General features: G+C 55.3%; 24 protein-coding genes. 16 read left to right on the plus strand and 8 right to left on the minus strand.

Features of this window, described 5'->3' with window-relative positions; translation table 11 throughout:
• Nucleotides 1-36: 36 nt before the first annotated feature.
• Both ACOSDM_RS11830 and pdxY read right to left on the minus strand, forming a co-directional pair.
• A complete protein-coding gene (locus ACOSDM_RS11830; RefSeq protein ID WP_420724737.1) occupies nt 37-1,065 on the minus strand; it encodes a hypothetical protein in 1,029 nt (342 codons plus the stop codon).
• A 122-nt stretch (nt 1,066-1,187) separates the two neighbouring features.
• Nucleotides 1,188-2,045 carry a pyridoxal kinase PdxY gene (pdxY, locus tag ACOSDM_RS11835; protein ID WP_420724738.1) on the minus strand — a complete coding sequence of 286 codons (858 nt, stop codon included), beginning with the start codon at nt 2,043-2,045 and terminating at the stop codon, nt 1,188-1,190.
• Between the two features lie 140 nt (nt 2,046-2,185).
• On the opposite strand from pdxY, the gene ACOSDM_RS11840 reads away from it, so the two are divergent.
• The 5 genes from ACOSDM_RS11840 to ACOSDM_RS11860 all read left to right on the plus strand — a co-directional run bounded on the left by ACOSDM_RS11840 (nt 2,186) and on the right by ACOSDM_RS11860 (nt 7,262).
• The gene (locus ACOSDM_RS11840) at nt 2,186-3,118 is read left to right on the plus strand and encodes a DMT family transporter (protein WP_420724739.1); all 933 of its coding nucleotides are present in this window, start codon (nt 2,186-2,188) and stop codon (nt 3,116-3,118) included.
• Between the two features lie 88 nt (nt 3,119-3,206).
• Complete coding sequence (locus ACOSDM_RS11845) at nt 3,207-4,091, plus strand: HpcH/HpaI aldolase/citrate lyase family protein (RefSeq protein ID WP_420724740.1); 885 nt, start codon at nt 3,207-3,209, stop codon at nt 4,089-4,091.
• 120 nt (nt 4,092-4,211) lie between these two features.
• Complete coding sequence (locus ACOSDM_RS11850; RefSeq protein ID WP_420724741.1) at nt 4,212-5,282, plus strand: MaoC family dehydratase; 1,071 nt, start codon at nt 4,212-4,214, stop codon at nt 5,280-5,282.
• A gap of 16 nt (nt 5,283-5,298) precedes the next feature.
• A complete protein-coding gene (locus tag ACOSDM_RS11855; protein WP_420724742.1) occupies nt 5,299-5,814 on the plus strand; it encodes a molybdopterin-dependent oxidoreductase in 516 nt (171 codons plus the stop codon).
• Nucleotides 5,811-7,262 (plus strand): sensor histidine kinase, encoded by a 1,452-nt coding sequence (locus ACOSDM_RS11860; RefSeq protein WP_420724743.1) that lies wholly within the window; start codon nt 5,811-5,813, stop codon nt 7,260-7,262. The genes ACOSDM_RS11855 and ACOSDM_RS11860 overlap by 4 nt, the downstream gene beginning before the upstream one ends.
• A gap of 3 nt (nt 7,263-7,265) precedes the next feature.
• On the opposite strand, the gene ACOSDM_RS11865 is transcribed toward ACOSDM_RS11860, so the two are convergent.
• Nucleotides 7,266-8,192, minus strand: a complete 927-nt coding sequence (locus ACOSDM_RS11865) for an alpha/beta fold hydrolase (RefSeq protein ID WP_420724744.1) — start codon at nt 8,190-8,192, stop codon at nt 7,266-7,268.
• A 291-nt stretch (nt 8,193-8,483) separates the two neighbouring features.
• Between ACOSDM_RS11865 and ACOSDM_RS11870 the strand changes: the two genes are divergently transcribed.
• Nucleotides 8,484-9,152: a putative 2OG-Fe(II) oxygenase gene (locus ACOSDM_RS11870; protein WP_420724745.1), complete on the plus strand. Its 669-nt coding sequence runs from the start codon at nt 8,484-8,486 to the stop codon at nt 9,150-9,152.
• Here the strand turns inward: ACOSDM_RS11870 and parA are convergent.
• Nucleotides 9,149-9,784 (minus strand): ParA family partition ATPase, encoded by a 636-nt coding sequence (parA, locus tag ACOSDM_RS11875; RefSeq protein ID WP_420724746.1) that lies wholly within the window; start codon nt 9,782-9,784, stop codon nt 9,149-9,151. The two genes, ACOSDM_RS11870 and parA, sit on opposite strands and share 4 nt — an antisense overlap.
• A 181-nt stretch (nt 9,785-9,965) precedes the next feature.
• Here parA and ACOSDM_RS11880 point away from each other — a divergent pair, with 181 nt between their 5' ends.
• From ACOSDM_RS11880 to ACOSDM_RS11895, 4 genes are all read left to right on the plus strand, one after another.
• Entirely contained in the window at nt 9,966-10,493 is a 528-nt protein-coding gene (locus ACOSDM_RS11880; RefSeq protein WP_420724747.1) for an EF-hand domain-containing protein, read from the plus strand.
• Between the two features lie 125 nt (nt 10,494-10,618).
• Nucleotides 10,619-11,230: a sigma-70 family RNA polymerase sigma factor gene (locus ACOSDM_RS11885; protein WP_420724748.1), complete on the plus strand. Its 612-nt coding sequence runs from the start codon at nt 10,619-10,621 to the stop codon at nt 11,228-11,230.
• A gap of 23 nt (nt 11,231-11,253) precedes the next feature.
• Complete coding sequence (locus ACOSDM_RS11890; protein ID WP_420724749.1) at nt 11,254-11,715, plus strand: hypothetical protein; 462 nt, start codon at nt 11,254-11,256, stop codon at nt 11,713-11,715.
• Complete coding sequence (locus ACOSDM_RS11895; RefSeq protein WP_420724750.1) at nt 11,712-12,203, plus strand: periplasmic heavy metal sensor; 492 nt, start codon at nt 11,712-11,714, stop codon at nt 12,201-12,203. The genes ACOSDM_RS11890 and ACOSDM_RS11895 overlap by 4 nt, the downstream gene beginning before the upstream one ends.
• Before the next feature lie 17 nt (nt 12,204-12,220).
• Here the strand turns inward: ACOSDM_RS11895 and ACOSDM_RS11900 are convergent, their stop codons facing one another.
• Nucleotides 12,221-12,673 (minus strand): GatB/YqeY domain-containing protein, encoded by a 453-nt coding sequence (locus tag ACOSDM_RS11900; protein WP_420724751.1) that lies wholly within the window; start codon nt 12,671-12,673, stop codon nt 12,221-12,223.
• Between the two features lie 266 nt (nt 12,674-12,939).
• On the opposite strand from ACOSDM_RS11900, the gene carA reads away from it, so the two are divergent.
• The gene (gene carA, locus ACOSDM_RS11905) at nt 12,940-14,148 is read left to right on the plus strand and encodes a glutamine-hydrolyzing carbamoyl-phosphate synthase small subunit (protein WP_420724752.1); all 1,209 of its coding nucleotides are present in this window, start codon (nt 12,940-12,942) and stop codon (nt 14,146-14,148) included.
• On the opposite strand, the gene ltaE is transcribed toward carA, so the two are convergent.
• Together ltaE and ACOSDM_RS11915 are read right to left on the minus strand one after the other, a co-directional pair.
• Complete coding sequence (ltaE, locus tag ACOSDM_RS11910) at nt 14,143-15,207, minus strand: low-specificity L-threonine aldolase (protein WP_420724753.1); 1,065 nt, start codon at nt 15,205-15,207, stop codon at nt 14,143-14,145. The two genes, carA and ltaE, sit on opposite strands and share 6 nt — an antisense overlap.
• A gap of 23 nt (nt 15,208-15,230) precedes the next feature.
• Complete coding sequence (locus ACOSDM_RS11915) at nt 15,231-16,346, minus strand: alpha/beta fold hydrolase (RefSeq protein WP_420724754.1); 1,116 nt, start codon at nt 16,344-16,346, stop codon at nt 15,231-15,233.
• A 136-nt stretch (nt 16,347-16,482) separates the two neighbouring features.
• On the opposite strand from ACOSDM_RS11915, the gene ACOSDM_RS11920 reads away from it, so the two are divergent.
• Nucleotides 16,483-17,757: an O-antigen ligase family protein gene (locus ACOSDM_RS11920; RefSeq protein WP_420724755.1), complete on the plus strand. Its 1,275-nt coding sequence runs from the start codon at nt 16,483-16,485 to the stop codon at nt 17,755-17,757.
• 25 nt (nt 17,758-17,782) lie between these two features.
• On the opposite strand, the gene ACOSDM_RS11925 is transcribed toward ACOSDM_RS11920, so the two are convergent.
• Complete coding sequence (locus tag ACOSDM_RS11925) at nt 17,783-18,430, minus strand: TlpA family protein disulfide reductase (RefSeq protein ID WP_420724756.1); 648 nt, start codon at nt 18,428-18,430, stop codon at nt 17,783-17,785.
• A 51-nt stretch (nt 18,431-18,481) separates the two neighbouring features.
• Here ACOSDM_RS11925 and argH point away from each other — a divergent pair, with 51 nt between their 5' ends.
• From argH to ACOSDM_RS11945, 4 genes are read left to right on the plus strand one after another with little or no spacing between them, the layout of a single operon-like run.
• The gene (gene argH, locus ACOSDM_RS11930; RefSeq protein ID WP_420724757.1) at nt 18,482-19,864 is read left to right on the plus strand and encodes an argininosuccinate lyase; all 1,383 of its coding nucleotides are present in this window, start codon (nt 18,482-18,484) and stop codon (nt 19,862-19,864) included.
• Between the two features lie 24 nt (nt 19,865-19,888).
• Entirely contained in the window at nt 19,889-20,062 is a 174-nt protein-coding gene (locus ACOSDM_RS11935) for a hypothetical protein (protein ID WP_420724758.1), read from the plus strand.
• 45 nt (nt 20,063-20,107) lie between these two features.
• On the plus strand, nt 20,108-21,400 hold the full coding sequence (gene lysA, locus ACOSDM_RS11940; RefSeq protein ID WP_420724759.1) for a diaminopimelate decarboxylase: 1,293 nt from the start codon (nt 20,108-20,110) through the stop codon (nt 21,398-21,400).
• Between the two features lie 17 nt (nt 21,401-21,417).
• Nucleotides 21,418-24,036, plus strand: coding sequence for a TIGR02302 family protein (locus ACOSDM_RS11945; RefSeq protein ID WP_420724760.1), 2,619 nt, complete (start codon nt 21,418-21,420; stop codon nt 24,034-24,036).
• Nucleotide 24,037: the final 1 nt, after the last annotated feature.

Consider the following 24,037-nt stretch of genomic DNA (forward strand, 5'->3'; position numbering starts at 1 on the left):
TAGGCTAAGCAACCAGTATTTCAATCACAAAAGCCGCTACTTCAGATCAATTGCAGAGCGTTCCAGTTTCTTGATCGTATCCAGGCCAGGTAGGATTTCACCATTCAAAAACTCTAAACGAGCCTGGGGTCCACCCGGGTTTTTGTTTGGAAACCGGGTCTTCCAGGAATCCATTTTCATGGTCAGACCACACAGGACGCCGCCAACAGAGGTATGGTGGCTGGTAATATATTGCCGAACGGCCTTGAAATGCTCCGCAGAGGCATTATCCCAGAAATCATGGGTTTTGCGGTCGAATGTGTCGAAACGCAAATTGATAAGGCGGACAATTTCCTTCATATCCGCTTCGACCTGATCGATCATTCGCTCTTTGGGTCGATCATTGCGAATGGTCCAGGCCCCCTTCATTTCCTGAAGCCAGACAATGAATCGCTCTACGGTCGGCGCAATCTTATCCAGGCAGTCCCGGAAATAGGCCAGCGACAGGAAGATATCCCCATAATCTTCAACGAACCGGGGAATATCCATCACCTTCACATCAAGCTCTCGCGCTAATTTCGCAAGATTAGAGCGTGTATCCTCCTGATGCGGGTTACGCAACATCGCGATCAGATCGATGCTTTCATCCAGCCCGTCCACATCCGTGCCAAAAACCTGCGCGATCAATGGTCTGGTGAATTCCCGCATTCGATCCGCCAGGATTGCCTGACGCTCCGAAGAGAGCTTGAGGTATTCTTCATCATTCACGGCGATGCCCAGCGCGCGCAAGGAGATCCGACAGGAATAAACGTCGAAGCTGGGCATCTTGTCCAAGCCTCGGATTTTTACCATATCGTCGGGCAGACTTTCAGCGTCCGTTTCTTCAAAAAAATCCGGCAGGTCCTGCACATACAGCTGACCGCTGACCCCCGCCTTGTCCCTGAACAATTCAACGGCTGTTTCCAGCCGGCTGTTTTTGACCAGGCAGGCGCGGCGCAAAGCCGGTGTTTTTATCGGAATCATACATAATGGCAGGATATGCAGGCTATCCTGTTGCTCGGTTGTCGGCTTCAGCGCCTCATCCACTGTTCACTGTCCTTTGTCCGCGCCCATCGCCCCATCCAGCGCACGACATTATTTGCCCGAGATATTTCGCATATTAGCGCAATTTTGCAATGCCTCGTATTAAATAAGGTTAACAAAATTTATTACGAAACAATTCTCGCCTGAAACAGCTGTCTCGGGTGCAGGATATCATCCTGGGCATCCAACAACGCCAATTCCCGCGTCCCAGCCGCCTGGGTTGCGCCAAAAACTGCGTGCACGGCCGCGGCGGTTCGCGCCAAAGCCGCATCCGCCTGTCGATTTTCCAAATAAAATGCCAGGAACAGGGCCGCCGTTAAATCCCCCGCTCCATTCGGCGCAGGATTCAGATCCAGCTTGGGTGTGGAAACCAGCCACGCGGCCTGCTGTGTCACAACCAGCATTTCTATATGCCCCTGTGGGGTCTGATCCCCCTCTAAACTGGTCAGCAATATCAGCTTGGGGCCTAGCGCCAGAAGGGCCCGACACCCAGCCAGAGCGGAAGCGATATCCGTTACCGCGATACCGGTCAGCAGGGTCAATTCAAACACATTCGGGGTCGCAATATCAGCGGCGGGTATTGCACGTTCTTTCATAAAGGCTGGAATGTTATCGCGCACATAAATGCCAGGCGCAACATCCCCCATAACAGGGTCACAACAATATAGAGCCGACGGGTTAGCTTGCTTGACTGTTGCCACAGCATCCAGAACAGCCGCGCCCAAATCCGCATCTCCCAAATAGCCGCTGAGGATTGCCTTGCATCGGGGAAGCACCTGCATCTGCTCCAGCCCGGAAACAACATCCCGTATGGTTTGCGCAGAAAACACCGGTCCCTTTGGGGGACCATAGCCGGCATGGGCCGCAAACATGACAGTGTGAACCGCCCAGACTTCGCGCCCCAAACGTTGCAACGGAAAGGTTATCGCGGCATTTCCCACATGACCGTAAGCAACATGCGATTGGATGGATAAAATGGCCATGGTACCTCGTGCGCCTAACATTGTGCGGGATATCAGCGATGCGCTTGTTTAAAGGGTTACTCCCGACATTGCCAATCGGGAAACCCATTCCTATCATTGCGCTGCAATCCTATCCTCTGTTCTAGAGAGTGTTCCTTTCGGTGCCAAGCCAGTCCTATACCTTCAAAGCGCCCGCCCCCAACAATGTGCAGGGCGCCGCCTATATCGTTATGTGTTGCGTCCTGGTGGCGATGACAACATTGATCGCGCGGGCCTTAGGGCCGCAAATTGCGGGAGAAGCAGCCCTGCATCCGGTTCAGGTTTCCTGGGCCCGGTTCTTTTTCGCGGCCTGCACGATCCTACCCATCGCAATGATGCGAGGCGTCACGCTGAACGATACACCCTGGCTATTGCATCTGGGGCGAATTCTCTTGGGGCTTGGCGGGGTGATCGGAATGTTCGCCGCCGCCGGGTTGATGGTTTTGACCGATGCGACGGCTATCAGCTTTCTAAGCCCGCTGTTCAGCATGATTTTTGCCATCTTTTTCTTGCGGGAAACCATCGGCCCCTGGCGTTGGCTGGCCGCAGGCATTGCCTTTTTGGGTGCCATGGTCCTGACCAGACCAGGTTTGGATACGTTCCAACCCGCTGCATTGATCGCGCTGTCCGCAGCCGCCTTTTTGGGGGTAGAACTGATTTTCATCAAACTGCTGAGCGGGCGCGAAAGACCGTTGAAGATTCTGGCAATCAATAATGGCGTCGCGGCCCTGATTATCAGCATTGCCGTGATTTTCTTCTGGAAACCACCAACTCCCATACAATGGGTCATGCTGGTCGCCTTGGGCGTTATCATGGTATCTGCACAGTCCCTATTCCTGAAAGGCATCGCCATGGCAGAAGCGAATGTCGCCGCCCCATTCTTCTATACAACACTGATTTTTGCCAGCGTTTACGGCTGGATCGTATTCAATGAAATACCGGGTCTATACAGCCTGGTGGGGGCAGGTCTGATTGTATGCGGCGCATTATTGCTGACCTGGCGAGAGAATCTGGCACGGAAGAAAATGCCCGGCGACACACCAGCGACACAGTAAAACTGTGCAGACGCGAGAAAAGAATTTAACCCCCTAAAAAAATGAAATACATTCCAACTAGTGGAAAATCCCTTACAGGAGACTGTGAATGCCTGCATCTGCCCGCCCCCGTCGCTCCGTTCTTTATATGCCAGGATCCAATCCCCGCGCCTTGGAGAAAGGTCGCACTCTGTCAGCAGACGTGCTGATTCTGGATCTGGAAGACGCCGTTGCACCGGATGCCAAGGCCGCTGCCCGTACCAACATCGCTGCGGCTTTAGCGGAGGGCGGATATGGAAAGCGCGAGATTCTGGTGCGCGTAAACGCGTTGGACGCCCCCTGGGGGCGTGAGGATTTGTCCGACCTGGCATCCTGCGGCGCGGATGGAATTTTGCTGCCAAAGGTCGAAAGCGCGGATGCGGTGCGCAAGGCGCTGTCGATCCTGGATGCGGCGGGCGGTCCCGCCGATCTGGCCATCTGGTGCATGATTGAAACGCCCATGGGTGTGCTACACGCCGAAGAAATCGCCGCCGCGTCACCGCGCATGGCTGGTTTCGTGATGGGGACGTCCGATTTGGCGAAAGAACTGCATTGCCTGCATACACCCCAGCGCTTGCCGTTCATGACCAGCCTGAACCACGTTGTTCTGGTGGCCCGCGCCTATGGATTGGCGGCATTAGATGGCGTGCATCTGGACCTGTCTGATGATCAGGGATTCACGGAAAGTTGTCAGCAAGGGCTGGAATTGGGGTTTGACGGTAAAACACTGATCCATCCAAAAACCATCGATCAGGCCAATCAGACCTTTGGACCCAACGCGCAGGAAGTGGAAAGCAGCAAAGAGATTATTGCGGCCTTTGAGGAAGCCCAGTCTGCCGGAAAAGGGGTCGTGGTGCTGAATGGAAAACTTGTTGAAAATTTGCACGTTGAGAACGCACGGCGCATCCTGACCCTGGCGCAAATGATTGAAGACCTCTCAACGGAAAAGGAGTAAATATAGTCGAACCGGATGATGAGTACCTTGGTAATGGCAGGTCCATATGTCTGATTTCACAGGATTATACCCTGTATAGTCTTTTCGCCGCTTCTCTCATCCGTTCAGGAGAATGCTCGAATGTCACCTTTGGCTTCCTCTCAAGGCCCCATTGGCACAAAGGGATCCAAATCCTCCAATGGGCGGTTTTTTGAAGATTTCACACTTGATGAAGTTATCATCCATGGTGCCCCCAGGACGATTTCCGATGGCGATGTAGCCCTGTATCATGCCCTGACCGGCAATCGTTTCACGCTTCAGACGTCTAATCAGTTTGCGCGGGATGTCGGCTACAGCACGGCACCCATTGATGATATTTTCCTGTTCAATGCGGTATTTGGCCTATCGGTCACTGATATCTCCCGCAACGCTAAAGCCAATCTGGGCTATGCCGGATGCGATTTTCTGGCGCAGGTTTTTACAGGTGAAACGCTTTCCGCCCGGTCAAAGGTTATTGGCCTGCGCGAAACTTCATCCGGGGACAGTGGTATTGTCTATGTTCTAACCGAAGGATTGGACCATCGTGACGTCCCTATACTTCGATTCATCCGCTGGGTTCTGATCCCCAAACGAGACCCAAACAGCCCCCCGCGAGACTCTCATGTTCCGGATCTACCTGACCATGTCTACCCGATTACCGTCCCGCCGCACAGGTTGAACCGCAACTGGAATGACCTGCGCACAGGATCCCCCTATCGATGGGAAGATTTTCAGGCCGGTGAAAAAATCGATCATATTGATGGCGTCACGGTAGAAGGCGCAGAACATATGACCGCAACCAGGCTGTACCGAAATGCGGCGCGCGTTCATTTCGACGGTTTGAAGATGAAGAACAGTGCCGACGGCCAACGCCTGGTTTACGGCGGGCATGTCATTGCCCTTGCCCGGGCGCTATCTTATAACGGTTTAGCAAATGCATGCATTCTGTCCGCCATCAATGCAGGACGTCACTCAGCACCCGTTTATGCCGGTGACACGCTTTATGCCTGGACCGAGGTCAAGGAATGTATCGCCCTGCAAAACCGGTCTGACATTGGAGCCTTACGAGTGGTAACAAGGGCAATCAAAAACGAGCCTTGCACAGAGTTTCAGGAGTCGGGGGATAACCTTATCCTGTCTTTAGATTACACCGTAATCCTGCCCAGACGGTAACATTTGGGAGATTTCAATGAAGTACATCGTGTGTTTTCTCTCTGTCATCATGCTCTTCAACCTGATGTCCCTGCAGCGACTTCATGCCGACACCCCCTTGCCAAAACCCAAGGGCAAAATCATCCTGACCATAGAAGGAAAGATCACCAATAAGAACCATGGTGAAAGGGCCGTATTCGATCACGCCATGTTGGCGAACCTGGACACGTTCACTATAACGACATCCACCCCCTGGGATGTGGGTGTTTCAGAATTCACCGGATGCCGGCTATCGAAACTGATGGAGGCAACCGGTGCCGATGGGACAATCATGTTTGTAACAGCCCTGGATGGGTATGAGGTGACAGTGCCCACCAGTGATATCAAAGAATTTGATCCAATCCTGGCCTGGGCACGAAATGGTAAGGTTATGACGATCCGGGAAAAAGGCCCATTGTGGCTGATCTATCCATTTGATAGTGCCTCTGAACTCAGAGGAATGGAGTATTCCGCCCGTTCTGTCTGGCAGATTGAACGGATTGCATTTCAATGAGCCAAACCCCAACGGGCCGGATCGTCTCCACACGGACTTTTGTAATCGCAATGGCGATCTGTGTTTTTTTTCTGTTAGGTCTGTTCATTATCCTGATTTCCCAACGCATCTTCCTTCAACAAATCAATTATGAAAGTGCGCCAATCGCAGCCTATCAGCTGCGCACCCATTATACGAAAATTCGATTGGGCCTGACTGAGCTGGCACATTCTGACGCCGATGCGAATGTTGAAGAAACCATCCTGTCTTATGACATTCTTTATGAACGAATCAGCAGTCTGCCCATGCGCCCGCCCTATCGTGGGCATGTTGATGGAGAATTTGCTGAAAAACTGTCCCTGATTCAGGACGCGACCCGAAACGCGGACCCAATCATTAACAAGCTGAGGAACGCGCAGCCCGAGGACGTGCCTGCCCTGGCGTCACAAGCATTAAGATATCTAAATGGATATGACGCCGTATTTGCGTCCTTCGCATCGCGCATCAATCAGGACATGGCGGAACGGCGACAAGACTCCCAGAATCGTATTCTGATTGGTCTTCGGTTCCTGATACTTCTGGTGGTCGCGGTCTTGGTCGCGTCTGGATTTATCGTATGGAGACATATGCGCCAGCTGGATAAGTTGGCAGAGGCGAATGTATCCTTGTTGGACACTTCCAAAAAACTCCTCCAGGCGCGCGTTGCCGCAGAGCGGGCCAGTCAGGCAAAATCAAACTTCCTGGCGGGGATGAGCCACGAGTTGCGCACGCCCTTGAACGCCATAATCGGCTTTTCGGATATGATCCGACTGAATTATGCGGGCGACGTCAGCGATCGTGCCAAGAATTATGCTGAAGATATTTATATGAGCGGCATGCATCTTTTATCGCTGGTGAATTCGATCCTGGATACGTCCCGAATTGAACTGGGAGAATCCGAGTTGCGTGAAAGTGAGTTTCCGATTGGGCCGATATTGGATGAAGTGTCGGACATGATGTCGCTGGGTCTGCCCCAGAAGCATCTTAAATTGCTGCAGCCTGACAGGGATGCCCCCTTGCGGGATGCAGTCCTGTTCGCGGATCGGAACGCCACCAAGCAGATGATGATCAATCTGGTCACCAACGCCATTAAGTTCACCCAACGCGGCGGATTTATCGAGCTGCAATTGACGGAAGGTCCTCAGGGCAGTTTGGATGTTATCGTACGCGACACTGGCATTGGCATTCCCAAAGAGGATCTGCCCCGCATTCAGAACGCCTTCGAACGCGGCAGCAATCATGGCAGCATGGGCAGTGATGGGGGCGTCATTGATGGTGTCGGCCTGGGCCTGTCGATCACAAAGGCCCTGATGGATCACCATGATGGAACAATCCTGATTGAAAGCACCGTTGGTGAAGGCACAATGGTTACACTAAGTTTCCCCGCCGCACGCCGCCGCGACACGCCGTCTAAGGCCACCCCCGAATAGTTACTATTTGCGCTCAAGAAAGGCGCGAACCGGGGGCAGTGTTAATGCTGGTGCTTCTTCCTGCGGCACATGGCCCAACCCTTCAAGCCGAACCAGGGTGCTGTCGTGTAGTACCCGCTGATAGTCTGCTGCATTGGATATCGGGATCATCGCATCCTTTTCGCCCCATACCAGCAGAACGGGCACCTGTATTGTGGCCAACAGAGGATCCGGGTCGACCAGCACCGTTTGTTCCATGCGATGGATCAAGGCCTGTCGCGATCCAGGGGCCAGCATCAAATCATAATACCGATCAACCGTGTCTGTGTCCAAACGACTGGGATCGCCATAGGCCGGCAGCAGGCTCATTTTCAACAGGAATTTCGGCAGGAAATACCGCATCAGAGTGATCGATATCGGAACATCCGGGGCCTTACCATAGTCAAATCCATGACTGGCATATCCATCCGGGGAGACAAGAACCAGCTTCGTAACCCGTTCCGGAAATTTGGCCGCCATTTGCCAGGCCAATCGCCCCCCAATGGAATTGCCGATCATTGCTGCTTTTTCGATGCCCAACTGATCCATTAAGATGTTTAGAATGTCCAATGTCCGGGCATCAGAATAGTCTCCTGTCGGGTCCGGCATGGACAATCCACTGCCAGGCAGATCAAAGCGAATGACGCGAAAGCGGTCTGCCAATTCATCTGCCCATCCGTCCCATGTATGCAAACTGGACCCAAATCCATGCATCATAATAAGGACGGGCCCGTCGCGCGGGCCGCGGTCTCTTACATGCAGGGATATCCCCAACACGTCGACAAGGTCGGACGGCCGTTCCAGATACCGCGCCTGTAATTCAGTGCGCGGCTTGTCCGATGTCCAAAACCAAACGCCTACAACAAACAGAATAATCCCCAGACCAATAATCCCGATCAACAAGATTTTCATACACCCCCCGGTTCAAAGAAAAATAGCGATGAAATATCTCCTCAGGACGCCCTACTAGGTAATCTATTCTGGACGAAATATTAGCATACTACATACAATGCCTTAACATGGTTCAGCACACTATTCCATGGGTAGTATTGAAAACATTTACACAACGATTTTTTAAATAATATATCCAAGTAATGGTCGTTTTGATTGGGTTTTTTCTTGATTTTTACACAGAGCGGTTGCCCCGGTCACGAATTCGTGAAATTGTAATAAAAATTCGGATTACCCGGGGGGGAATTCCTGATGACGGATGAGCATATCCAGATTGGGCCGATATCGGTGCCAATTTGGCCAAAGGGTGTTCGCATCCAAAACATGGACCCGATGGTCTATTTCGCGGTTTTTCCAGACAATGATTTGATCCGGTCTGTCGCCGGGCCAAAACTGCTGGCGGGCGAAGAAGCCTTTCGGAAAGCGGAAGGGGATCGCTGGGTCGGTGCCGGAGGTGCTAAGGTCCGCGATATCGGGTCCTGGCCCTGTCCTGCGATGAGACTGCTGCATGAACGGGCAAAACTGGCCTTTAAGATGATTACCCAGGCAAAAACAGCAGAGATCGATGATTGTTGGGCCAGCGTATATCGTAAAGGCGAATTCATTGGTCCCCATGCGCATCGTCGCACGGAAATGAGCCTTGTCTATCATCTGGAGCCGCCTGATCCTAAGGACCGCGCGGAATTCAATGGAGCGTTGGGAATAACAGACCCGCGCGTGGCAAAATGCTGCCCGACATCGCCTGGATGCGTCACATCACAAATCTATCCACCGCTGGATCCTGGCACTTTGGTGATGTTCCCAAGTTTTGTTGTGCATTACGTCACGCCCTATCTGGGCGATGGGCATCGCATCAGCATCGCCTGGAACATTGCCCGCGAGAAGCTGGCAGGCAAGGTCGCCGATCAGCCCTTGCTCTAAAGTGCTTTTGACAGCTCATTGGCCAGGGCGCGCAGTTCTTTTGCAGCAACCGACGACGCCTTTGTTTCCAAGGCAGTTCGGCCAGAAACCATGGCATCGGCAAAGGCGACACGATTCCCGATCGTCGATTTGGCGACAGTAACCTTGTACCCGCCCAGTTTGGTGATCATCTGGGCCGTCAGATTAGCCCGCGGCGGTACCCTGTTGAGCACCAGCAGCACCGCTGACTTTTCCTTCACTGCCATTTCCAAAGTGGGTAATGTGGCCCAGACATCCAACGGGCTGGGCTGTACCGGGACCAGCACAAGATCCGCCGCCCGAACCGCGACACGCGCGTCGGTGTCAGCATGGGGGGGACTGTCGATCAGAACATAGTCATGGGTTTTCGCCAATTTCTCAACGACGCCAGCGGCACGCCAACCGGTTGCGGATGCAAAGGTGATTTGGGTCTGATCCGCACCCAAAGTGATTTCCCGTTGGTCGTACCATGCCGCCAGACTTTGCTGGGGATCGATATCAACCAGGGCGACGGATTTCCTTTTCAGGGCCCAGGCCAGGGCTAAATGAGCCGCCAGTGTTGACTTACCGGCACCGCCCTTCTGCTGGGCAATAGTCAGTATTTTTCCAGTCATAGCACGGCTCTCCTCCAATCAGGACAGGGCATCTTGCTTAAATTCGCATGCCTGCCCGATACCCGCAATGCTATTTCGCATATGCAAAATAATCGCGACGGAAAACACAATACCCAGCGTCCTTGAGACATGACAGCGGGACAACCCCTCTGAGACGTAACAGTAAATGAAGGATCGCAACATGGCACTATCGAACAAAAAACTTGCCCTTTTGATTGGCGCTGGTCTGATTGGCGCAGCATTGGGTGGCACCACGGTCATGGCGAATGGATGGCAGGGCGGCCCGCACAAAATGGCGGGGCCCCATATGGAACGCATGATCGCTGAAATGGACACCAATGGCGACGGATCCGTTACCAAAGCGGAAGCCCAGGCCTTTCGGGACGCAAAATTCGCCGATGCAGACACCAATGGCGATGGCGCCATCACACCAAAAGAAATGGCGACGGCAGCCCGATTGATGAAATTCAAGATGCTGGACAAAAATGGCGATGGCACCGTCACACAGGAAGAATTCCTGACGTCTGACATGGGCCCTCATCGCGGTGGCAAGCGCTTCTGGCGTATGGACAAGGATGGCAGTGGCCGTATTGAAGCCGCCGAAATGGCTGAAATGTCAGATCATATGTTCGAACATATGGATCGCGACAATGACGACACCATCAGTGTGGAAGAGTTGCAACCCATGCATGATCAGCCTAAGGATTAAGCACGGACATGAGACGTGTTGGGCGGCGCAGGATGGCGGTTTTGCTTTCAGAAGCCACCGTTACTGGCGCCGCCCCCTCTTGTCTGCAACCGCGACCAGCAAAACCATCAGCACTAGGATACGGTATGACAGCCCCGCCATCGGGCGCAAACCAGAACCAGGCTCCCTCTTATGGCCAATCAGGGGATGGCGACCTGTTATCCGCAGCCGCAAAAGGCGACGGAACGGCATTTCGGCACTTGCTGGACCGCTATATGACACGGGTGTTCGCCAATTGTTACCGCGTCCTGGGTGAATCCAGTGAGGCCGAAGACGCTACGCAGGAAAGTTTTTCCAGGCTGTGGAAAGCATTAAGCAACAATACCGGCGCACAGGCCCCAGACCGCGATGCTGGCGGATGGCTGATGCGCACATCCCGCAATCTTTGCATCGACAAGCTGCGACGGCGCAAACGCTGGATTACCGATGACGAAACGATGAACGCGCAACCAGACGATACGCCCAATGCTGAGGCGCTACATCAGACACAAGACATCAGCATTCGGGTTCAAGCTGCCTTGGCAGGTCTGCCAGATCGACAACGCGCAGCCCTGGCGCTGGTTCATTTTGAAGGCATTTCACAGAGCGAGGCCGCGACTTCGATGGGAATCTCTGTTGATGCTCTCGAATCACTTTTAGCCCGCGGGCGACGCACTTTGCGCAGCCAGTTGTTGGACGAAAAGCAGGATTTGCTATGATGATGGGAAGAAAGGGTTCGGACATGCTCTCTGAAATATCAGAAGACCGATTGCTTGTGCTGATCGCCGCCTATGGCGCGGATCCGCTGCACTGGCCGGAATCGGAGCGCACGGCAGCGCAACAAAGGGCCGCGACGGATACACCGGCAATCCGCCAGGCGCTGGCGCAGGCGCGAATACTGGACCAGATGCTGGCAACGGCAGCAGTCCCCGCCCTTTCGGAATCAGCGATTACCGCGATGCAGGCGAAGGCCCAGCCTGGCCTGATGATACGGCTGCGTGCTCTGTTTGATTGGTGGGGTCCTGTCTGGCAACCCACTGGCGCATTGGCTGCGGCCTTGTTGCTGGGGGTTATGCTGGGCCTTGCCAATCCGGATACATCAGCCGCATTGGCCGACATGACCGGACAATATGTCTCAACAGATACTACGGATACGTCATCGCCCTTTGATGCATTCCTGCTGGGATCGGAGGATTCATTATGATCACCCCTGCAGTGACAACGCGGCGTTGGGTGTTGATTGGGTCACTGGCGCTCAATCTGTTCCTGATTGGCTTTTTGGCGATAGGGTTTTTCCGGCATCATGAAGACCATGACCGACCGCCCCGTCCGTTTTACGAAATGATGCGGTTCATGCAGACCGATGCGCCGGGTGAAGAGGGGCGGTCCGCACATTTCCTCAAGCACATGCCTGATCAGGATCGTGACGCCCTGATCACGTTGAGGGAGAAACACGGCCCTGCCCTGTCCCGGGCAAAAGCGGAAACATGGGCGACACGCGCCCGCCTGCGGGATTTGATGCAGAATGGCGTTCGGGACCCGGAACAGTTGACCGCAGCGCTGCGACAGACGCGCGATGCCCAGACGCGTTACTTTGATGAGACCAATGCCCTGCTATTGGATATTGCAGGCAGTCTATCGGACGAAGGATACAAGATGCTGGCTGAGAAACGGCGCCCCGAGCCGAAATAGGGGGCACATCGGTCCGATTAAGCCAGCTTTTGCTTAACAATGGGGGAAGCCTTGGCAAAGTCCATCTGGCCCGCATAGCGATCCCGCAACTCCCCCATCACGGCACCCATCTGCTTCAGACCGGAAGCATTCATCTCTTCAATCAAATCCTGCACGGCCTGTTCAATTTCGTCTTCCGTCATCTGCTTTGGCAGATACCGCTGAATGACATCGATTTCCTGTTGCTCGCGTTCAGCAAGTTCCAGACGCCCGCCCTGTTCGTACATCGCAATCGAATCCCGCCGCTGTTTGACCATGCTTTGCAGCATTTGCAGGACTTCATCATCCGTAATGCCCGTCGTGTTCCCTTTGGAACGCGCCGCAATATCCCGGTCCTTCAAAGCCGCCAGGATCAGGCGCAACGTGGATACCGCGCGCTCATCCTTCGCGCGCATGGATTCCTTAAGCGCCTGGGTTAAAGCATCGCGCATTGGGTCTCTCCCATCCCGGTTTCACAATAGTGCAAGAACGCTCTTGCTGTAAGTGGCGGACATTAACCGATCAACCCGCCGCCCGCAACTCAGACGAAAAACTCTAAGCTATTGAAAAACATATGTTTTACGAATCAAATCTGGGTTGACCTTTTCGTGTGGGTCGCGTATCCATCCGCTGGTCTTCAGCAGGCATCCCGCAGAAGCCCAGTCTTTGAAACCGTCAGGTTCGACTTAACCCTCTGACAGACTGGAAGAATGACACCATGCCCACCGACAGCGCGCCAACCAACAACACGGTCTCAAGCAGCCTTGGCCCGACTTTTCCGCCTCAGCCCGAGGGGGCAACGGCTGTCCTGGTTCTGGCAGATGGCACCGTATTGTGGGGACGCGGCGCAGGCGCGGAAGTTACCAGGGTTGGCGAGGTCTGTTTCAACACGGCAATGACCGGCTATCAGGAAATCATGACTGACCCATCCTATGCCGGACAGATGGTGACTTTCACCTTCCCTCATATCGGCAATGTCGGCGCAAATCTGGAAGACCTGGAAACAACAACCCCCTCTGCCTGCGGCTGCATTCTGCGCGCGGACATCACCGAACCATCAAATTTTCGCGCAGTCAGCCATTTAGACGGCTGGTTGAAGGCACAGGGCCTGCCAGCCCTGACTGGGGTGGATACGCGCCAGTTGAGCCGCCGCATTCGCAATGCTGGTGCACCTAATGCCGTCCTGTCCCACCGCGCCGATGGTCAATTCGACCTGCACGCCCTGTGGGAACAGGCCCGCGACTGGCCCGGACTGGAAGGCATGGACCTGGCGAAAGATGTATCCTGCACCCAGGCCTATGATTGGTCCCAGTCGGACTGGAGCCTGAAGGACGGATACGGCACCCTGAAAGATCCGAAATACAAGGTTGTCGCCATTGATTTCGGGATCAAAAGAAACATTCTGCGCCGGTTGGCGACACTGGGCTGTGAAATCACGGTCCTGCCAGCGACCGCTACGGCCGACGAAGTCCTGGCCCATAAGCCAGATGGTATCTTTCTGTCCAATGGTCCGGGCGACCCGGCGGCGACCGGCACCTATGCGGTGCCAATGATCCAAGGCATCCTGAAGACCGACACGCCGGTTTTCGGAATTTGCCTGGGCCACCAGATGCTGGCTTTAGCGCTGGGCGCGAAGACCGCAAAGATGCATTTGGGCCATCATGGTGCCAATCATCCGATCAAGGACCTGACCACCAATAAGGTTGAAATCACCAGCCAGAACCATGGTTTCGTGGTCGATAAAGACAGCCTGCCCAAAGGTGTGGAGGGGACCCATTTTTCCCTGTTCGACGGCTCTTTGGCGGGCCTGCAAGTCACCGGGCGTCCTGTCTTTTCGGTGCAATACCACCCGGAAGCCTCCCCCGGACCGCAGGACAGTCATTACCTGTTCAATCGGTTTGTCGACTTGATGGCGGCGCGCCTATAGACTTGCCCTGAATCCTGCGATCACCCGGTCGATTCCATCATCATTGATATCGCGGTGAACGACCAGGCGCATATTTTTCCCTGAGCCGCTGGCGATTACCCCTTGTGCCTTTAAGGCAACGACCAGCGACGCCGCATCAACATCGCGTGTTTGCAGCAGAACCATATTGGTTTGCAGCGGCGACAGATCGACAGAAAGGCCAGGAATCTCACTTAAGGCGAGCCGCAGTTTTTCTGCGCGCTGGTGATCCTGCGCCAGATTCGGGGCATGGTGTTCCAACGCATACAGCCCCGCTGCGGCCAGAATCCCGACTTGACGCATGCCACCACCCAACATTTTGCGATATCGGTGTGCCTTCTGGATAAGAGATTTGGAACCACACAGGACCGACCCGGCCGGTGTTCCCAGTCCTTTTGACAAACACACCGAAACGGAATCCGCACAGCGCGCCAATGTTTTGGGATCAATGCCCAGGGCAATCGCAGCATTAAAGGCCCGCGCACCATCCAGATGCACAGACAGGCCGACATCGCGCGCAGCTGCCGCCGCCGCCTCCTGCCGCGCCAGGGGAACGGCCTTGCCGCTGACCGTATTTTCCAGGGACAAAAGGCGCGTGATGGGCAAATGCGGGTCATTGCCCTTGACTGCCTTCGCGACAATTTCAGGTTCCAGCCCGTTATCTGCCGCAACATCCAATGGCTCCAGCCCTATACCGCCCAAAACAGAGGCCCCTTTGGCTTCATAGGAATAGACGTGATAGGCCCGCCCCACCAAGACTTCCTCCCCGCGCCCGCAATGGGCCAATAGGGCGCAGAAATTGCTCTGGGTTCCGGTGGGCAGGAACAGCCCGGCCTCTTTGCCAAAGGTTTCCGCTACTTTCTGTTCCAAGGCAATGGCGGTTGGATCATCGCCATAGACATCATCCCCAACCTCAGCCCCCGCCATGGCAGCCAGCATGCCAGGTGTCGGACGCGTCACGGTATCGCTGCGCAAATCAACAAAGTCTGCGTGATTGTGCCCCACAGCAGCGCCAGAAGCCCCGGCATAAACATTGGTCATTCTAAATCCTCCTTGAAAAGGGACTATTCCTGAAGCCCCATAAGCTCAAAGATCATGGCAATCCCCCATTTCGAAATACCATGATGGGCGTGACTTTCGTCGATGCGTATCTGGAACTGACCGCCCAGGTCCAGTTCCTTCAGGCGATCAGAAATCACCGGTTCGTACAACAACCCTTTCACATTCCGAAAGCAACATCGGTCATATCGGTTGAAAAGATGCGTTTGCACCCGTCCTTCTCCCGATGCCCCCAGGATATACAGATCCATCAAACTCATCGCATCCCGCAAGGGGGCATAATCCGCAACCCCAATCGGGGCGTCCTGCCCTTCACGCAGGTAATAGGGCAAGGTTCCCGCCACCGCGATGGATGTTCGTATTCTTTCATCCAAAGCAGCGGTCAGAACGATTGTTCCTGACCCTGCGGAGAAGCCCACTACGGTCACATCGCTGATACCCCGCTGGTTCAAAAGATCAATTGCGACACGTACGGGTTCAACATGTATCGCCAGGGGGTTCTTCAATTTGGTCAGATCAAATTGCAAATTTGCGTGGCAAGTACCATCAGCAGGAAAATCACAGGGGGCCTGCCCGACATTCTCCCCATAGGCCAATTGGTCCATGACGATAACCGTCAGCCCCTTTTTCAGGGCGGCCTCAATCAAATCCTGGCGCTGGGGAAAACTGCCTGCAAAGCCATGATGATAGATCAATCCACGTTGCGGCATCGGACGCGCTGGGACCATAAGATAAATATAGGAAAAAAGGCCGGGTCGGACCTCCAATGCAAAACGATGTGCCTCCGCAACCCCTGAAAACTGTCGGACGACGTTCAGAATTGAACTGTCTTCATCGGCCGGGATCGGGATTTCTGCCCGGCGTAGACCATCCGCGCCATAGACCAAGTGCGTCAACGTATCGCGATACGCCATAACATCCGCAGATGTCTTGATTGATAAAAAAGTAGCGGGATCCTGTGTCAGAAGACTGGGCCGGACCTCTTCATAGACATACTGATCTTTCGCCTTAAGGCGTTTGTACACTGTAAAGGCCGCATCATTGGTGCGGACGAACGCTACCAGCAGCCCCAGTGCTGCAATAGTGGCGAGGATCGCCCAAATCCATCTAAATCTTGCCATAAAATCTGCCAATTGCGCTGCTGATATCGGCGTGCTAAACGCTTTGTGTCATAGAACTAATAGACTTTTTCTTACAAACCAAGCGTTTAGAAACCGTTGCCAGAAATCCCTCTGGCCGGTCACTGAGGGCGTGAACGTGGCCACCGTACTTAATCCCCAGCAGTTCACCTACAGTCGTGGATATGCCTGGGCTTTGGGGTTACTGATCGGTATAGCCGTACCTGTCACATATATGGGTAATCTGGCCCTTGCCATCGCCTTTGGCTTTGCGGCGCTTCTGGCGGCTGTCGCCATGGCAAACCCATCCGCGAGGCAACAGGCCAAGGCGCTGGCCAAAACCCGGGTTGGAACGGCTGCGTTGCTGACATTGCTGTGGTGGGTCGGCGTTGCCATCACCTCTATTGATCCTGTCAGTTCGATACAGGTTGTCAGCCGCATGGCGGTTTACATCATGGCCTTCATCTGGGTGATAGTTGCTTTGGCGGAACGTCCAAAGGCCCGCCAGATCGCTGAATCCAGCATTATGATTGGCTCTGCCGTTCTGGGTACCCTGGCCGTTATTGCAGTTATTGTCGAACCCTCCCTGTTGCATGTTTTCAAGCCGTTGCATGAAGGCCCAATTATGGCTGAGAACATGTTTAAATCCTTACAATCTGTTCTGGCCCTGACCGTACCGGTTCTGCTGTATCTGGCGTGGCAACGGCGCGGTGTCTGGATCGGCGTGGTCTCCGTTGCCCTGATTTGTGATATCGCGCTGTTCGCAGGCATCACGGGTCAGACTGCGGAATCGGCGATTGGTGGCATGATGGGGGCCAGCCTGATCCTGTTTTTACTGTTTGTCGCGCGCCATTTGTCCCGGCCTGGCCGTGTCCTTTTGATTATCGCCACTCTTGGCCTGTGTGTGGCACTTGGTGTCTCTGTCTTTCAGGTGTTGCCCCATCCCCCGACCACGGAAAACGATGTATCGTCCCCCCCGCTACCCGTTATCGATTTTCACCGGCAAGCAATCTGGGGCTTCGTTTATCAGAAGGCACTGGATGCGCCTGTGACGGGGTATGGCATCAACACGATCAATAAAACCAAAGGCGCCCTTGAAATGGTTCCCGGTCTTCAGCATGCGGAATATGTGCCAGGGCATCCACATAACTGGATTCTGGAAATTTGGTCGGAAACCGGCATCGTGGGGCTGGTTCTATTTTGCATCACGCAATTGCTGTTGGTGATCGCGGTCGCCCGTAAAGCATTGCGCGGCAATGGCAGTGCCTGGATTGCCTGCGCCGTGATGGCGTCGTTCTGGACCAGTTCCCTGGCCAATTTCTCTATCTGGGCGTCCTGGTGGCAGGTTTCCTTCCTGTGCGTCCTGGCGCTTCCTGTCTCTCAACTATTGGCAGACAGGCACAAGACACAGTGACACAACGGACGGAAATTCTGACACACTAAGTGCTGGAATTATCTTCCGTCTTTTGCATGTCACCGCCTTGCAGCATGACAAATTTGATCATTTCAATAGCCTCTGGACTGTCCCATTCCGCAGCACCCGCAAGGCCGCCAACCAAATGCCCCTGCTGATCGATCAAATAAGTACTGGGCAGGCCGCGCAGACCCAGTTCCCGACCCAGCTTCAATTTGGGGTCATAGAACAGCTCCAGATCTGACAGTCCCAACCGATCGCGCAGAAAGGGCTCTGCGACGGCCTTACCACCCCGATCCTGGCTGATCGTCAACAGGCGAAAATTCGGCCCGGCCAAGACATCGTTCAAACGGGCCAGGCTGGGCATTTCCTTGATACAGGGGGCACACCACGTCGCCCAGAAATTGACCAGCAACACTTTCCCGGTAAAATCAGTGAAATGATGTTCAACGCCATCACCATCAAAAAATGGTGTAACGGGGGCAGGCGCGCGTTCCTTTAACAGAACGAATTCTTGCATCTCCCCATTTGTCGGAGGATAGTCCGCCGCCGCCTGAACCGGGCGTGTATGCAGTATGGATGGCGCAAGGGCAGTCAGGCCAATCGCGCAGGCACCAAGGCCAAAGTCGCGGCGTGTCGGCGCCAAAGGGGATGTTTTTACGGGATTGGTCACGGGCTGAACCTCCAATTCATCATAGAGTAACGATAACAAGGGTGAGACAGTATGTCTAAGAACGATATGTGGGGCGGTCGGTTCTCTGGCGGTCCGGCGGAAATCATGGAAAAGATCAACGCCTCCATCGGTTTCGACAAAAACCTCTATAAACAGGACATCCAAGGGTCCCTGGCACATTCCGACATGCTGGCCGCCCAGGGCATCATCACGAACGAAGACCGCGATGCGATCCATCAGGGCCTTGCTGAGATACAACAGGAAATCGAGGCGGGAACCTTCGATTTCAAGACTGAATTGGAAGATATCCACATGAATGTGGAAGCCCGGCTGCGCGAAAAGATCGGCGATCCCGGTGCGCGCCTGCATACCGGACGCAGCCGCAACGACCAGGTTATCACCGATGTGCGCCTGTGGACTCGTGACGCCCTGGACGGTCTGGACGCGCTGATGGCAGATCTTCAGCGCGCCCTGATCGACAAGGCCGAAGCCCATGCCGATGTCCTTATGCCAGGCTATACCCATTTGCAAAGCGCCCAGCCGGTGACGTTCGGTCACCACCTTATGGCCTATGTCGAAATGGTCGGGCGGGACCGCGGACGATTGGCGGATTGCCGTCGGCGCTTGAATGAATGCCCGTTGGGCGCAGCCGCGCTGGCCGGTACTTCCTTCCCCATTGATCGCCAGATGACCGCGAAAGCCTTGGGTTTTGACCGACCCACCGCCAATTCCATGGACAGCGTCGGCAGCCGTGATTTCATTCTGGAATTCCTGGCCGCAGGGTCCATTCATGCGATCCATCTCAGCCGCCTGGCCGAAGAAATCGTAATGTGGATGTCGGACCGTTTCGCGTTCATCACGCTCAGCGACGCCTTCACCACCGGGTCTTCCATCATGCCGCAAAAGAAAAACCCCGATGCCGCAGAATTGGTGCGCGCAAAACCCGGGCGGTTGCTGGGTGCCTTTATCAGCGTATCGACGATGATGAAGGGGCTGCCCATGACTTTCTGTAAGGATATGCAGGAAGATAAGGAACCTTTGTTTGATGCTGTAGAATCCCTGACCCTGGCCGTCGCAGCGACCGCTGGCATGGTCGATGATATGCAGCCCCGCCCTGACCGTATGCTGGCCGGGCTGGAAAAGGGTTTCCCCACTGCAACCGATCTGGCCGACTGGTGCGTGCGGGTCCTCAATCTGCCCTTCCGCGATGCCCATCATGTGACCGGCGCACTGGTTGCAAAGGCAGAAGCGCGCGGCGTTGATCTGGCGGAACTGTCCCTGGAAGAGATGCAATCGGTGGAAAAGCGCATTACATCTGATATATATTCTGTGCTAAGTCCTGCGGCATCAGTCGCCAGCCGGACCAGTTTTGGCGGAACTGCGCCCAGCCGCGTGCGGGAAGCAGCGGCGGCAGCCAGAAAACAGTATCTGTAAGTATTTGGCAGGGAGTAACTGGATATGGAAGAAACGACACGTCGCGCACTATTGCGCCGGGCCGGAACAGCCTTGCTGTTAACCGTTGTGGTCAGTCTTCCCCTGGCGGCTTGTGGCAAAAAATCGCAACCCGAGCCACCCTCAGGCGAGGATGCGCCCTATCCGCGGACCTATCCGTCCGGGGCGGCCCCTTCCTGACATCGTGATTTTGTAATTGCATCCATATAGATTGGCACCTGTGAAATGAACCATTTTGAGTATCACAATGGGGTTTTATGCGCTGAAAATGTGCCCCTGACGCAGATCGCGCAAGAGGTCGGGACCCCCGTCTATGTCTATTCCCGGGCAACATTGACCCGCCACTATACGGTCTTTGCCGACGCCTTTCGCTCCGCCGGCCTGGATGCCAAGATCTGTTATGCCGTCAAGGCGAACAGCAATCTGGCGGTAATCGCCTTATTGGGTCAATTGGGTGCGGGGGCGGATGTCGTATCCGAAGGGGAATTGCGCCGTGCCCTGGCTGCTGGAATCCCCCCGGACCGCATCGTCTTTTCCGGCGTTGGCAAAAGCGAAAGTGAGCTTCGGTTTGCCCTGGAAACCGGAATCCATGAAATAAATGTGGAATCCGAAAGTGAAATCAGGCTGTTATCGCGGATCGCCGCCAGCATGAATGTGACGGCGGAAATCGCTGTTCGGGTCAATCCGGACGTTGACGCCAGAACCCATGAGAAGATTTCGACCGGCCGGAAGGAAAACAAATTCGGCATAGATATTGACCGTGCCGAGGAAATCTATGCACTGGCTGCCTCACTTCCAGGCCTTGCCCCAGTCACGGTTGCTGTCCATATCGGCAGCCAGTTGACCGATCTGGGTCCCTATCGTCAGGCGTTTCGCCGGGTCGCTCAATTGGTTGAGCGGCTGCGAAGCCTGGGTCACAAAATCACCCGCGTTGATCTGGGGGGCGGCCTTGGCATCCCTTACGACGCGGAAAACCCGCCCCTGCCGGATGCCTATGCCAAAATGGCCGCAGAAGAAATCGCGCATTTGAACTGTCAGGTCATGCTGGAACCAGGGCGTATGATCGTGGGGAATGCCGGGATATTGCTGTCTAGGGCCCTGGTCGTGAAACCGGGTGAGGCGAAGCGCTTCCTGATCCTGGATGCGGCCATGAATGACCTGATCCGCCCTGCCCTCTACAATGGTCACCATGGTTTGCGCCCCGTCAAACAACCAGGTGCGGATGCGCCGCTGATGCCGGTTGACGTTGTAGGACCAGTTTGCGAATCCGGCGATACCTTTGCCAAGGACCGCATGCTGCCCTTGATAGAAGAAGGGGATCTGGTCGCATTCGGGACGGCAGGGGCCTATGGTGCCGTGATGGCATCGACCTATAATACAAGGTTGCTGGTCCCAGAGGTTTTGGTCGATGGCGATCACTATGCTGTGATCCGGCCTCGGCAGACCTATGAAGAGTTGATCGGCATGGACAGAATTCCAGATTGGTTACAGACTGGTTCAAAGGATCACGCCGCTTAAAGGATTGGAGCGACAGGATGACAGATCACTCGGCTCGGGGGGGCCAAAACGACGCGACGGGTATGGAAATGCCCATCGGTCTCTCCCGCGCGGTTTTGATCTGGGAGGCGCTGGAAGTTGCCTTCTGGAAACCTGTCAGCGTCCTGATCCTGTTTCTTGCCATCGCAATCACCGGACTTCTGCCAGACCTTGCTCCCTGGCTGCATGCGACCGTCCTGGCAGTATCGGCCATCCTTTTCGCTGGCCTGATGGTTCAGGGCTATCGACGGTTTCACCTGCCCCGCTATGAAGCCGCGCGTCGTCGGGTCGAACGGGTCAACAAACTGGATCACCGCCCACTGGAAAGTCTGGCGGATCGCCCCAGCAGCGATAATCCGATTCAACTGGCCCTGTGGCAGGCGCATCAGGCGCGCCTGCGTCAACGGATCGGCAGCTTGTCGGTGGGCGCCCCGGATCCCCAATTGGCACGGCGCGATCCCCGCGCCCTGCGCCTGATTGCGCCTTTCTTCCTGATCATCGCGCTGATCGCTGCGGGCGGGGAGAGTATTCAGCGCCTGCGGACTGCACTGGTCCCCAATATCGGCACCAGCGGACCGACCTTGACGGTTGGCATTGATGCCTGGCTGACGCCGCCGGACTATACTGGTCTGCCCCCGCTTTTTATGTCCAGCAGCGAGAAACAATCGCCTGACACGAGCGATACGATCCCAACAGCAATGCAGGGCGATGAACACAGCACCCCGGTCGGGTCCCGCCTGGTGGTTCAGGTCAGCGGCGTCCCGGACGGGGCGACCCTGATAACGCCGCAGGGTCCAAAACCAATGGCGCAATTTGCCCAGAATGCCGTGGCGCTGGAGCATGAAATTCTAAAGTCCGGCACATTTTCCATTCAGTCTGAGGGTGAAACCGTTGCCTCCTGGGAAATTCGCGCCGTGCCGGATGCGCCCCCCGTTGTCACCCTGCCAGAACCCCCGATTGCCAGTGTTCAGCGCGCCCTGACCATCACCCATACGGTCGGCGATGACTTTGGCGTTCTCTCCTTAAGGGCGGAGATAGAGCGCGCGGACAGGCTTGCGGGCTCTGCGCAAAGCAGTGCTCAGGGGGATGAGGAAATGAAGATCATCACCCAACTGCCCGTCCCGGACCCCAGCAAATACGGCACCAAACGCCGCGCCTACCGGGACTATACCGCCCATCCCTGGGCCGGCGGAGAAGTGCGCCTGACCCTGGTGGCAACCGACGCCCTGGGCCAGGAGGGTCGATCCGAGCCCGTGACCTTGATCCTGCCCGCGCGGGAGTTCAACCACCCCGTGGCAAAGATCATTATCGACTTGCGGCGTGAACTGGCCTGGAATCCGATACAAAATTATCGAGCCGTTTCAGACGCGCTGGATGCCTTGTCGTGGGAACATAACACATTTGATGACAAGGTTACGGTTTTCATGGCGCTGCGTCAGGCAGTGCGCGCCCTGACGCCCCATCGCCGCACCGGTGCCGCCCCTGAGCCACAGGCCATTGCGTCTGTGATCGATTTATTATGGAAAACGGCGCTGTATCTGGAAGATGGTGGCGTATCCCTGGCCCTGCAGCGCTTGCGTGAGGCACAACAGGCCCTGATGGACGCCCTCCAGAATGGCGCCGATGCGGCCGAACTGGACCAATTGATGGATGAACTGCAGCAGGCCATGCAGGATTACATGCAGGCCATGGCAGACCAGATGCGCCAGAACCTTGCCGAGGGTGAACAGCCCCCCGAAATGGCCCCCGGCGAAAATGTCATTTCTCAGCGCGACCTTGAAGACATGATGCAGCAATTGCGCGACATGATGCAGAATGGCATGACCGAAAGCGCCCAGCAAATGCTGGAACAGCTGCGTAATATGATGGAAAACATGCAAGCAGGGATGCAGCAGCAAATGTCCCCGCAGAATCAGCAAGCCATGGAAATGCTGAATTCCATGAAAGATATCATGGAAAGCCAGCGCGAATTGATGGACAGAACCCATCGCCGCGACCTGGAACGCCGGGGCGAAAGCAACCCGGAACAGGGTCAGGCCGGACAGCAAAACCAGGCCCAGCGCAATCAGCAAAGCCAGGGCCAGGCTGAACAGGGCCAGCGGGGAGAATCCGGCGACCAACAGCGTGCGCAGGATAGTGCAGATGCCGTCCTGCAGGATGCCCTGCGCCGACAATTGGGTGAAGTGATGCGCAAATTTGGTGAAATGATGGGGGAAATTCCTGAACCCTTTGGCCGAGCCGACGAAGGCATGGGCGATGCGACACAGCAATTGGGCGACGGCAAGCCCGGTGAAGCCGTGGACTCCCAAGGCAAGGCGCTGGATGCGATGCAAGAAGCCGCTGATGCGGCGCGAAACGCCTTTATTGAACGGTTTGAGCAACAAATGGGAATGGGTCAGCAAGTGCCCGGTCAATCTGGCGAACAGACAATGGATCCGTTTGGGCGCGAAGCCAGTGATACCTTCCGCGGCAGCATGCAGGGTCAGGTGAAAGTGCCGGACAAGGGCGGGCTGGAAAAAGCCCGGGAAATTCGGGACGAATTACGCCGACGTGCCGGAGAACGCGCCCGTCCGCCAGAAGAACTGGACTATATCGACCGGCTGCTGGATCAGTTTTAGG

It is taken from the genome of Hwanghaeella sp. LZ110, from assembly GCF_048892525.1.
Lineage (GTDB): Bacteria > Pseudomonadota > Alphaproteobacteria > UBA8366 > Aestuariispiraceae > Pacificispira.

What these genes read in the sequence shown, in the direction of transcription:
- pdxY (WP_420724738.1), bottom strand. Translation starts at nt 2,045, where the DNA reads ATGGCCATTTTATCCATCCAATCGCATGTTGCTTACGGTCATGTGGGA.
- ACOSDM_RS11845 (WP_420724740.1), top strand. Translation starts at nt 3,207, where the DNA reads ATGCCTGCATCTGCCCGCCCCCGTCGCTCCGTTCTTTATATGCCAGGA.
- ACOSDM_RS11850 (WP_420724741.1), top strand. Translation starts at nt 4,212, where the DNA reads ATGTCACCTTTGGCTTCCTCTCAAGGCCCCATTGGCACAAAGGGATCC.
- ACOSDM_RS11855 (WP_420724742.1), top strand. Translation starts at nt 5,299, where the DNA reads ATGAAGTACATCGTGTGTTTTCTCTCTGTCATCATGCTCTTCAACCTG.
- ACOSDM_RS11860 (WP_420724743.1), top strand. Translation starts at nt 5,811, where the DNA reads ATGAGCCAAACCCCAACGGGCCGGATCGTCTCCACACGGACTTTTGTA.
- ACOSDM_RS11865 (WP_420724744.1), bottom strand. Translation starts at nt 8,192, where the DNA reads ATGAAAATCTTGTTGATCGGGATTATTGGTCTGGGGATTATTCTGTTT.
- ACOSDM_RS11870 (WP_420724745.1), top strand. Translation starts at nt 8,484, where the DNA reads ATGACGGATGAGCATATCCAGATTGGGCCGATATCGGTGCCAATTTGG.
- parA (WP_420724746.1), bottom strand. Translation starts at nt 9,784, where the DNA reads ATGACTGGAAAAATACTGACTATTGCCCAGCAGAAGGGCGGTGCCGGT.
- ACOSDM_RS11880 (WP_420724747.1), top strand. Translation starts at nt 9,966, where the DNA reads ATGGCACTATCGAACAAAAAACTTGCCCTTTTGATTGGCGCTGGTCTG.
- ACOSDM_RS11885 (WP_420724748.1), top strand. Translation starts at nt 10,619, where the DNA reads ATGACAGCCCCGCCATCGGGCGCAAACCAGAACCAGGCTCCCTCTTAT.
- ACOSDM_RS11890 (WP_420724749.1), top strand. Translation starts at nt 11,254, where the DNA reads ATGCTCTCTGAAATATCAGAAGACCGATTGCTTGTGCTGATCGCCGCC.
- ACOSDM_RS11895 (WP_420724750.1), top strand. Translation starts at nt 11,712, where the DNA reads ATGATCACCCCTGCAGTGACAACGCGGCGTTGGGTGTTGATTGGGTCA.
- ACOSDM_RS11900 (WP_420724751.1), bottom strand. Translation starts at nt 12,673, where the DNA reads ATGCGCGATGCTTTAACCCAGGCGCTTAAGGAATCCATGCGCGCGAAG.
- carA (WP_420724752.1), top strand. Translation starts at nt 12,940, where the DNA reads ATGCCCACCGACAGCGCGCCAACCAACAACACGGTCTCAAGCAGCCTT.
- ltaE (WP_420724753.1), bottom strand. Translation starts at nt 15,207, where the DNA reads ATGACCAATGTTTATGCCGGGGCTTCTGGCGCTGCTGTGGGGCACAAT.
- ACOSDM_RS11915 (WP_420724754.1), bottom strand. Translation starts at nt 16,346, where the DNA reads ATGGCAAGATTTAGATGGATTTGGGCGATCCTCGCCACTATTGCAGCA.
- argH (WP_420724757.1), top strand. Translation starts at nt 18,482, where the DNA reads ATGTCTAAGAACGATATGTGGGGCGGTCGGTTCTCTGGCGGTCCGGCG.
- ACOSDM_RS11935 (WP_420724758.1), top strand. Translation starts at nt 19,889, where the DNA reads ATGGAAGAAACGACACGTCGCGCACTATTGCGCCGGGCCGGAACAGCC.
- lysA (WP_420724759.1), top strand. Translation starts at nt 20,108, where the DNA reads ATGAACCATTTTGAGTATCACAATGGGGTTTTATGCGCTGAAAATGTG.
- ACOSDM_RS11945 (WP_420724760.1), top strand. Translation starts at nt 21,418, where the DNA reads ATGACAGATCACTCGGCTCGGGGGGGCCAAAACGACGCGACGGGTATG.